This window comes from Pararhodobacter sp. SW119, from assembly GCF_017811755.1.
Lineage (GTDB): Bacteria > Pseudomonadota > Alphaproteobacteria > Rhodobacterales > Rhodobacteraceae > Pararhodobacter.
This window is the reverse complement of the sequence record NZ_JADDJF010000081.1, coordinates 1-8,533: the sequence shown is the minus strand read 5'-3', so window position 1 is coordinate 8,533 and position 8,533 is coordinate 1. Positions and strand designations below refer to the sequence as shown.

Annotated in this window: 6 protein-coding genes and 1 pseudogene; 2 read left to right on the top strand and 5 right to left on the bottom strand. The window is 59.3% G+C overall.

The annotated features are described in order from the left end of the window. A pseudogene (locus tag IM708_RS21445) lies at nt 1-142 on the top strand (recombinase family protein); the annotation flags it as partial. After that, entirely contained in the window at nt 139-540 is a 402-nt protein-coding gene (locus IM708_RS19540; RefSeq protein WP_209428253.1) for a hypothetical protein, read from the top strand. The pseudogene IM708_RS21445 and the gene IM708_RS19540, both read left to right, overlap by 4 nt. 35 nt (nt 541-575) lie before the next feature. On the opposite strand, the gene IM708_RS19535 is transcribed toward IM708_RS19540, so the two are convergent. From IM708_RS19535 to IM708_RS19515, 5 genes are all read right to left on the bottom strand, one after another. After that, nucleotides 576-2,690, bottom strand: coding sequence for an AIPR family protein (locus IM708_RS19535; protein WP_209428252.1), 2,115 nt, complete (start codon nt 2,688-2,690; stop codon nt 576-578). Beyond that, nucleotides 2,680-3,699, bottom strand: coding sequence for a PD-(D/E)XK motif protein (locus tag IM708_RS19530; RefSeq protein WP_209428251.1), 1,020 nt, complete (start codon nt 3,697-3,699; stop codon nt 2,680-2,682). Before IM708_RS19530 ends, IM708_RS19535 begins: the two co-directional genes overlap by 11 nt. Further along, nucleotides 3,696-6,548, bottom strand: a complete 2,853-nt coding sequence (locus IM708_RS19525) for a Z1 domain-containing protein (RefSeq protein WP_209428250.1) — start codon at nt 6,546-6,548, stop codon at nt 3,696-3,698. The genes IM708_RS19530 and IM708_RS19525 overlap by 4 nt, the downstream gene beginning before the upstream one ends. Before the next feature lie 13 nt (nt 6,549-6,561). Continuing rightward, the gene (locus tag IM708_RS19520) at nt 6,562-8,049 is read right to left on the bottom strand and encodes an ATP-binding protein (protein WP_209428249.1); all 1,488 of its coding nucleotides are present in this window, start codon (nt 8,047-8,049) and stop codon (nt 6,562-6,564) included. Nucleotides 8,050-8,260: 211 nt separating this feature from the next. Further along, on the bottom strand, nt 8,261-8,533 hold a 273-nt coding region (locus tag IM708_RS19515; RefSeq protein WP_209428248.1), incomplete at its 5' end, for an integrase core domain-containing protein.

Below are 8,533 nucleotides of genomic sequence, written 5' to 3'. Positions count from 1 at the left end.
AGCCGAGCAGGCGCGCATCGTGGCGCTGCTGGTCGAGCGGATCGACATCGGCGCGGATGGCCTGAACGTCCGGCTGCGCGTCGACGGGCTCACCGGGCTGGTTCGCGAGATGACGGATGGAGCGATGGGGCGGGCGGCATGAGCCGGAGCACGCCGAATCCTGACATCGTCACCCTCCACGTCCCCTTCCGCATCGTGAAGCGCGGCGGCCGGAAAGAGATGCGGCTGCCGACTGGTGCCGCGCAGCCGCGCCAGGCGGACAACGCGCTCGTCAAGGCGCTGGCGCGTGCATTCCGCTGGAACCGCATGCTGGAGACGGGCGAGTTCGTTACCATCAGCGAACTGGCCGAACGCGAGGGGATCGCGGTTTCCTATGTCACGCGGGTGCTGCGGCTCACGCTTCTCGCGCCGGGGATCGTAGAGGCGATCTTGGACGGGACGCAGGGGGCCGAGGTGACGCTGGCGGGGTTGCGGGAGCCGTTTCCGGCGGAGTGGGAGCGCCAGTACTTAAGTATTTGTGCCGTAAAATCGAACGCTTAGTTCAGTTGACCTTGAGCCCCATGTCCCGCCTGAAGTCAGGTTCCTCTAACAGAGCCGGCTGGAGCATTCTGGAACGGAGCTCCTTCTGCTTCGGCGATGTTGAGAATCTCGACACCGCGCAATGCCTGCTTGACTGACGGGGCCTTCGCCCAGTCTCGCGCGGCGTATCCGCTCAGAGTGGCTGCAATCCCGCACTGCCAGTCCTTCAGGTTGCCTGTCTCTGCACCCCACTGACTGATTGCGATCCATTCCTGGGCGGAGGTTCCCTGGCAGCGATGCATCGCATCCAGTTCGGCAGGGCTGAGGGACGGGTCGGCAGGTCTTTCCCTGCCTTTCCCCTTGCCTGTATCCTGCGTTGTGCCGCCGATTTCCGGCGGCAGTGTTGATGGCAGGGGAAGGTCTAGGCCCCGGATCGCCTTCCAGCACTCGGCCTTCTTGCACCATTCGGTCACGTTCTTGCCGTTGGATGTCTCGACGATCGCATCACGAATCTCGTATGCCCAGTCACGCATGAGTTCGACGATCTCATCCGAGAGTTCCTGCTTTCTCCAAATCGCGTCGAGATCGACCTGCCTCCCCGTGCGGTGTGACAGATAGGCAACGACATAGGTTGCCACCTGCGCACGATAAGCGGGAAAAGCCTCCTTGCGGGTGATGCTGACAGCCTGCTTGTAGAGGATCGCCTTCGCAATCGCTCGACGATAGTATGTCTCGTCAGGTTGCCATCCCTTCGAGTGTGTCTCCGAATGGTTCTGCATGAACCAGGCAAAGCACTTCTGTCCGCCCAAGCTGACCTTGTCCGGCTTCTGTTCCCAGGAGAGGAGAAACTTGGCGAGCTCGACCTTGTCGAACTTGCGCTGACGAGGTGTCTTCTCGTTGAACTTCTTGATCTGGGCAGGTGTTCTTGCAGTTCGTGACTTCTCGACCTCGTATTCCCCGCGGGTCCTCTCGTAGAACCAGCGGCCCTGCTCGCCCGGGCACCATATTTGGGAGGACAGGCGGGACATCTCGACATGATAGGGGTCGTTGGCCGAAAAGTCGGCCATCTGGATGTTGTTCTGTGAGTTCGCGTAGAGCGAGATCGCAGGGACCATCTCCTCGATCCGGTCAGCCTCGATGAGGGAGATCTTTGCGGGCACATAAACGGTCGAGAGATCGACCTTGTCGTTGCGTCGCGCCCTGTGGATGGAGGCGGTTGTCTGGCCTCCGTTCACGATCTGGAGCCCCTTGACCGCTGTAATGTGGCGGGCGCCGGTCTCGGCGTCATGCCTGACCTCAATCTCGTCGACAGTAGCCACGATGCCATTGTTGTAGGCCATGAAACGATCCGGACGCGTGCGAAGCGTGTCGCGAATCCCCCGGTTCACCTTGCCCCTTGCCTGAAGGAATGATCGGACGTTCTTCTCGAGAAGTAGCGGACCATATCTGTCATAGAGCTGGAAGAGGATCTCCCCGGGTATGAGGGCGAGATAGGCGTCGTAGTCTTGGGAAATCTCTGGCGCGTGAAGGCAGCGAAGCCCTTCGTCGGAGTAGATCGTGAAATCCACCACGATCTCGTCGCGGGGCAGCCCTGCCTGAACGAGTCGGTAGAGCCTCTCGATGTCCACGACTTCGTAGGAGAGGGGAGTGCCATCGATGTCCTCTGCATCGATGGCGTTCAGCGAGCAGCGCGAGTCGGTCAGTATGAGAACGCGGTAGCGCCCTACATCGTCCGCAATTTCGCGGATCCGCTCCACCATGCCGTAGTCGGCGTGCGAAGGATCAAGGGACTCCAGCAGATCACCCGTCGCCTTTTTGATGAATGTCCGGGCATGACGCCCCGCGCGCCGGATTTCCTCTGGAGGTATCGAACCCAGCTCACCCGTGCCGTCGAAACAGGAGATGTAGACATCAATGACGGCTTCGTCGTCACTGATACCGTACCCGTTTGATCGTGCCGTTCTCGCTCCGAAGCTTCGTTCGAAATGGCAGACTTCGGGGTTTTCCGTAAAAGCGACTTCCGAGAGCCACGTAGTGCAGATGTCAGTGAAGACATTCTCGGAGAAGTCGGGAAGGACAGGCGAGCCGCCGCCCGAGCCCCCACTTCTCGCCTCGTTGATGTCTGCGATCAGGCTCGTGCGAAATTCGGAAATATCCAGGTCAGTCGACATCTTCATCCCCGGCAAACACTGCTGCGAAGTCGGAAAGTTCGGTTTGAAAATCGGAACAGGCATTCACTGCCACCGAGTACTTGCCCGCAACGATTCCTCTGTGGAGGTCCTCTCTCCTCAGCCGTGGAAATTCATCCCGCACACGATAGAGCTTCAGGCTCGCAGGTTTCAGTTGCGGCTCTGCATAATTCGACGCCTGCGACTCGTGGTACCCGGCAGCAACGAGGAGATCCTCCAACCGCTGCAGGGCGCCAGGGAAGTCTTTCAGGCGGTCTCGCTGCCGCGCGACAAGGGCGGGCAGGCTCAAGCCATCCTGCGTATCCGTCCTAAGTGCCACGAAGCATAAGTGAAGGCTCCTTACCGTCGCCTCGTCGAACTGCTCCAAGCGGGATACGCGCATGACCGGATCCCCCGTCGCCGAACCACTCTTGACCTCGAGTGCGTGGCCCAGCCGATCGAAGTCGTGAAGGGCGCGCGGACCTTGCCAGGCCTCCACTGCCTGAAGCTCGCCAAGCATGGGATAGAGGATCTGCTCCAGAACCGTGATTTCCGCGAAGATGCCCCTGATCTGCTCCTGAGACAGGCCTCTGTCCGAATGGAGCTGCATGAAGCGCTGCCAGGCCTGAAGCCGCCTCAGGAACGCGCTGAACCCCGCTCGTCCGGGACTATGTTCCATGATCACATTTGCAATGTCGGCACACAGCGCCGAAAACACATCCCGATACTGTGCGCCGGAAAGCTCTAGCGCTACCCGCAGCTTGCCGCCGGACCCGGCGGTAATCATCTGTACCTTCGTGCGGAAACCCTTGCCCTCGGGCCACTCAGCACCTGGCGGCACGGAACTCGCATCGAGATCGTAGAGAAGCCCGACGCTGCCGGAAGGCATCCTCCGGCCAGCCAGAAGGTCATGGGGCGAGCCACGCGAGATCTTCCGCCCGTGCCAGCCCGATTCCCTGTGTCCTTCCTTCTCGATTTCCTGCCAGATCGCTTCGATGTCTTCGCCGGTCACAGTTCACTCTCCGTGCGGGCAAAGACATTGTTCACGACGTAGTCGATCTCCGTGGCGTTCGAGCTCGTGGGGAAACTCAGTGCGACAGCCATGACCGGATCCGTGACACCTCGTGTCACCTCGGTGTCCGGATCAAGGGGGTAGAGCAACATCAGCCCGCGCCCCTGATGCCTCGTTTCCCGAATGGACATGCCGCTGGGTTCGTTCGGAAATTCGCCTCGCGTCCGGTTGCGAGCCGCATCCTCATGCCACGTGGCACGTGTCCGTTCGAGAGCCTCGGCGAAAGCATCCTCGTCGAGGTCGATCGCTTCGTCGCGTGGCGAGACAAGCCGGCCGATGATGTACTTCTTGGCATCGATCTGGTCGCTGATCGATGTGTTCCTGGTCAACGGCGTACGCTCCACCATGGGGATCTTCAGACCGGCCAGGTCAGTCACCTGCCCCCTTCCCGACAGCAGTGCAACGTCCCACTCCAGAAGATCCCTGTGCTCGTTCTGCTTCTCGATGAACTGCCTGAGGAAATTGCTGTTCGCCTTGACCGAGTCCTCGTGCGTCGCATAGCCTCCAAGGAAAGAGAGGATCGCGGAAGCATCCACTCGCTCCCAGAAGAAAGAGTTCTTCCACTGGTGCAGGCTTCCCTCGGGACGCGCGCGCGAAGGATCGATTTTCGAAGGCAATCCGATTGCCTTCAGGAATGTTTCGGTTGTTTGCCTGTTTGCTTCGATCACATCCTTGCTGGCATGAAAGACGACGGTTTCCGAGATCGTGCCGGCAAAGCTGAGTTTCATCGGAGTGCCGGAACGCATCTTGACCCTTGAGGTGATCATTAGGGCCGGATGGGAGCGGACGCGCAGGCCGTAGTTGCGCGGGGTTCCCCGCACGGCTGCCATGTGATCGAACTCTTCGCGCAGCTCCTCCGACGCGACCGTGATCTTCTCGAACCATTCGCGAAGGTCCGCCGTCATGTAGAGCCTGCAGACATCCTCGTACCCATGGCGGTATCCGAACCAGCGCCCCATCTGCATGAGCGTGTCGTACATGCGCGAGGCTCGAAGAAAGTAGCTTGTTGTCAGACCCTTGAGCGTGAGACCGCGGCTGAGCTTGTCGCCGCCCACGGCAATGCTGAGAACGTGCTCTGATCCCGCCGCTTCCTGATCGAGGATGTCACCGGCACTTCCGTTGATCTCCTTGACGTCGATTTGCGGGATGGCCCTTTCGACAAAGGGCTCGATGTCCTCCCATTCGAAGATTTCGTCGTCGGGATTGTGATCCGGCTTCAGGCTGTCCGCGAAATCCTCGGTAAAGAGCGCTTCCAGCTCGTCCCTGATGCAACGCTCGCCCTCCGTCTCACCGTAGCGGAACTCGCGCTTTATCGCTTCCACTTCGGCCTCGATCTGCTGCTTCACAAGGTTCTGGACGCTGGTGAACCGCGAGACGTGGACCAGCATCGAGTTGTGGGCACGGTCTTGACCACGAGCACGTCGCACTGCGGAAGCGATGATGAACGAGTGGATCGCCTTCACGAGCGATGGCGGGAGCGTGAGCTCGCCCATATAGCGCGGGACCCAGCCGTTCTTGTGCTTCGGAGGTACCCAGCCGGAATTCTCGTTCAGGCTGAGGGAATCGGCATGGTCCTCGATCTCCCGCACGTAACGGTGCTGTGCATCCTCGATCTCGTCTTCGTCCTCCCCGTCAGATCCGAAGACATGCACCGGACCGAAGTAATCGGAAGGGGCAGGAAGACTGATGATGAAGCTGCTCGGAAAGAGATCGGGGCCCTCTTCCTTCGTCTCCGCCTGTTCGTGGATGAAGATGTTTGCGAATGGCGTTGCGGTGTAGCCGACATAGGCCTTCTGCTGGAACAGCGTGAGCAACCTTCGGATCAGTTGGTTGATGTGCGAGGGATCATGTTCCGGATCAGGCTGGCCGTGCTCGTCGAAGGCGCCGTCCTTCGTATCGACCGACGCGTGGTCCGCCTCGTCGTCGATAACCAGCAGTGGAATTCCGGAAACACTCTCCCTTCCTGTCTCCTGATGGACAGCAGTGTGCGCCCACTTGACCCAGTTGATCAGGTTCTGAAGCACGGTGTACTGTTTCTTGATCACGAAAACGAGAGGCCGTCCGCCCGGATTGATCGAGAAGGTTTTCGCGCGGTTCGTGTTGAAGTCACCGTCGTCCGCGCGGTTGGTCACCGAGTCCGGACGAAGAAACGGATCCGGGTTGATGTTGCCGACCCCAACCGCTCGAAAGCCCTCATCGGGCCGACGATTGTTGTCATACCCTAGGAACCCTTCCTCGATGCGAATCTGGGTCTGCGACCGCAGGTTCTTGTGAATGCCTGCGAGAACAATGATGATCTTGTATCCGGCGTCTGCAGCCTTGCAGATGAGGCCCGTGTAGTTCGCGGTCTTGCCTGACTGGACGTGACCGACGACCAACCCGCGCCGGTCCCAAGCTCCTTCTCGCTGCGGATCCTCGAGGTGCGAAAGGATGCGGTCGGTGATGCCGTCAAGCTTTGTCGTCGGCTCGAGACCGATATCAGGCAGGATGTGCTGCCGATAGCGGTCCCAGTAGTTCCATTCGAGTTCGGGCTTGCGCGCAGCGAGCCATTCCACGTGGTTCTCGTTGTTGACCAGTTCCTGAGCATCGCCTATCCAGATACTGATCCGCTCTTCGATCGATGCCAGCATGTCTTCGCGATCGAAGTCTTCGGGCAGGTTCGGAAACATCATGCAGATCCCGTCGAGGACTCGGGCGATCCGTTCGCGAGTAATGGTCTCCGACTTTCTGATTTCCTCCAGAATACCCATGACCTGACCACGGATCTTGGCTGCAACACCATCTGCCAAACTGATTTCCCCTCTAGATTTCGTCGATTATCTCTGAATGCTGGTCGAAAGGCGCCATCCTGCGCAGCTGCGCCCTCGCCTCATCTTCTGAAAGCCCCCTACCGCGCATGAGGCTTGCAAGCAGGTCACGAGCGAGTGCTCGGATCTGCTCCCGCGTTTCTCCGGAGAACGGCGTCGCGGGAAGCTCCCCCTGCTCGACAGTATCTATCCAGATCTTCTCGACCGGGACAGTGTTTTCCAGCAGCTTGAAGAAGGCAGCGATCGAACGATCGTCATCATCAAGCGATGACAGGATGTAGCTCGCCACCGGATGAATCGTATCGATGCGGTAGGCTGACTGTCCACCGATCCTGACCGACTTCCACGGACGAGCAAGGTTGGCAACCTTGGGGCTCTTTCCGTATTCTCCGCGATGGACGAACACGGACCTGGCCTCTCCGCGAATTGCGAGAGCAAGATCGGTCAGGCGGGCCCTCAGATTTTCCGGCGGACTGGCATCGGATTTCTTGACGTCGATTTGCCAAGCAGCGTCTTCTGAGTTCGGAAGGTCGACACGAATCCGCGCGAGCTTGTGAGTCTCGTCCCGAACCCAGGGTCTGGGCCTTCCCAGACCCAACCACCCGCCTGCGACAAGAAGCCTGTCATTGCGGTAGATATAAAAGCCCTGGCTTGTCACCCAGCCTTCGCTGCCTCCAGCCTGGTTCCAGGCCTTCTCGTCCTCGATCATGTCCTTGTTGGGCAGAACGAAACCCTTGACCCGGATCCGAGCATTCGCCGTGCCGACAGTCTCCTCGGGACTGGGTCTGCATGCAGGGTGCGAACTCAGGAAAGGATCCCACGGCCTTATCCGAGCAGCATTTACATGCAGTTTCAGCTTCGGCTGGCCGCCTTCCAGATAGCGATGAAATACCATGGAGAGATGTTGCTCAAGCTGCTCCATCAGAAGGTGCGACTTGGCGCCCCCAACGGCTGCACTGTGGCGGGGACGGACCCTGTCCAGCTTGTTCCAGAGGACGAGTGTTCCGCTTTCCTGTTTCTCGAGACGTTCGATATGCGGACCGGCATCTTCGGGGGCCGAAGTGAGCAAACGCCACTCACCCTTCGAATCTGCCAGATAATCGAGGTCCCACCTCCTTATGGCGACCTCCCCACCCTTGCGCTTCGAGGCGACGGTGAGGCTTCTCGCCTGGGAAAAGGATGCGGTCTTAAGACCAAGCCCGAAGCGGCCAAGATCGGCTTCGGCTCGAGGTATCAACGGACTCTGCGAACCCAGCTTCATGGCCTCCCGAAGGGTCTTCTCGCTCATCCCCTCGCCGTCATCGAGGATACTTATGAAAGGAGTTCCTGCAGCCAGCTCCACGTTGACGAAGACATTGCGGGCCCTGGCGGTGATGCTGTTGTCTATGATATCTGCAATAGCGGTTTCGGCGGAGTAGCCGAAACCGCGAAGGGATTCAGCCAGCGCGTCGGCTGGCGGTGGAGCATCTTCGTATTCCTGCATGGCACCCCGAGACACCAGAATGAGCGACCCTTCGGTTGTTCATCCATAGATCCACAACAAGTCGATTCCAAACCTATCTTGCCAAATACTTCCGAGACCGAACAGTCTTGCATGCCGGAGTTTATTCGGAAATAGGTGCTTAAATTCGTAGGGTTAACGTGATCCGCCCCACTTGAGTGGTCCGGTTTGAGTGTTAGTGCATGATCGGCCTCTAGTCTATCGGGACGATGGCTTCCGAGGCCGGCGGACGGTAACCGAGAGCACTGTGTGGGCGCTTCGTATTGTAATGCCTCCTCCATTGTTCGATCAGGATTTGCGCTTCCCGCAGGCTGTTGAAGATCTCGCCATTGAGTAGCTCGTCGCGGAACCTGGCATTGAAGCTTTCGCAGTAGCCGTTCTCCCAAGGTGATCCCGGCTCGATGTAGGCGGTCTTGGCACCTACGGCGGCGGTCCAGTCGCGGACAGCCCGTGCGACGAACTCGGT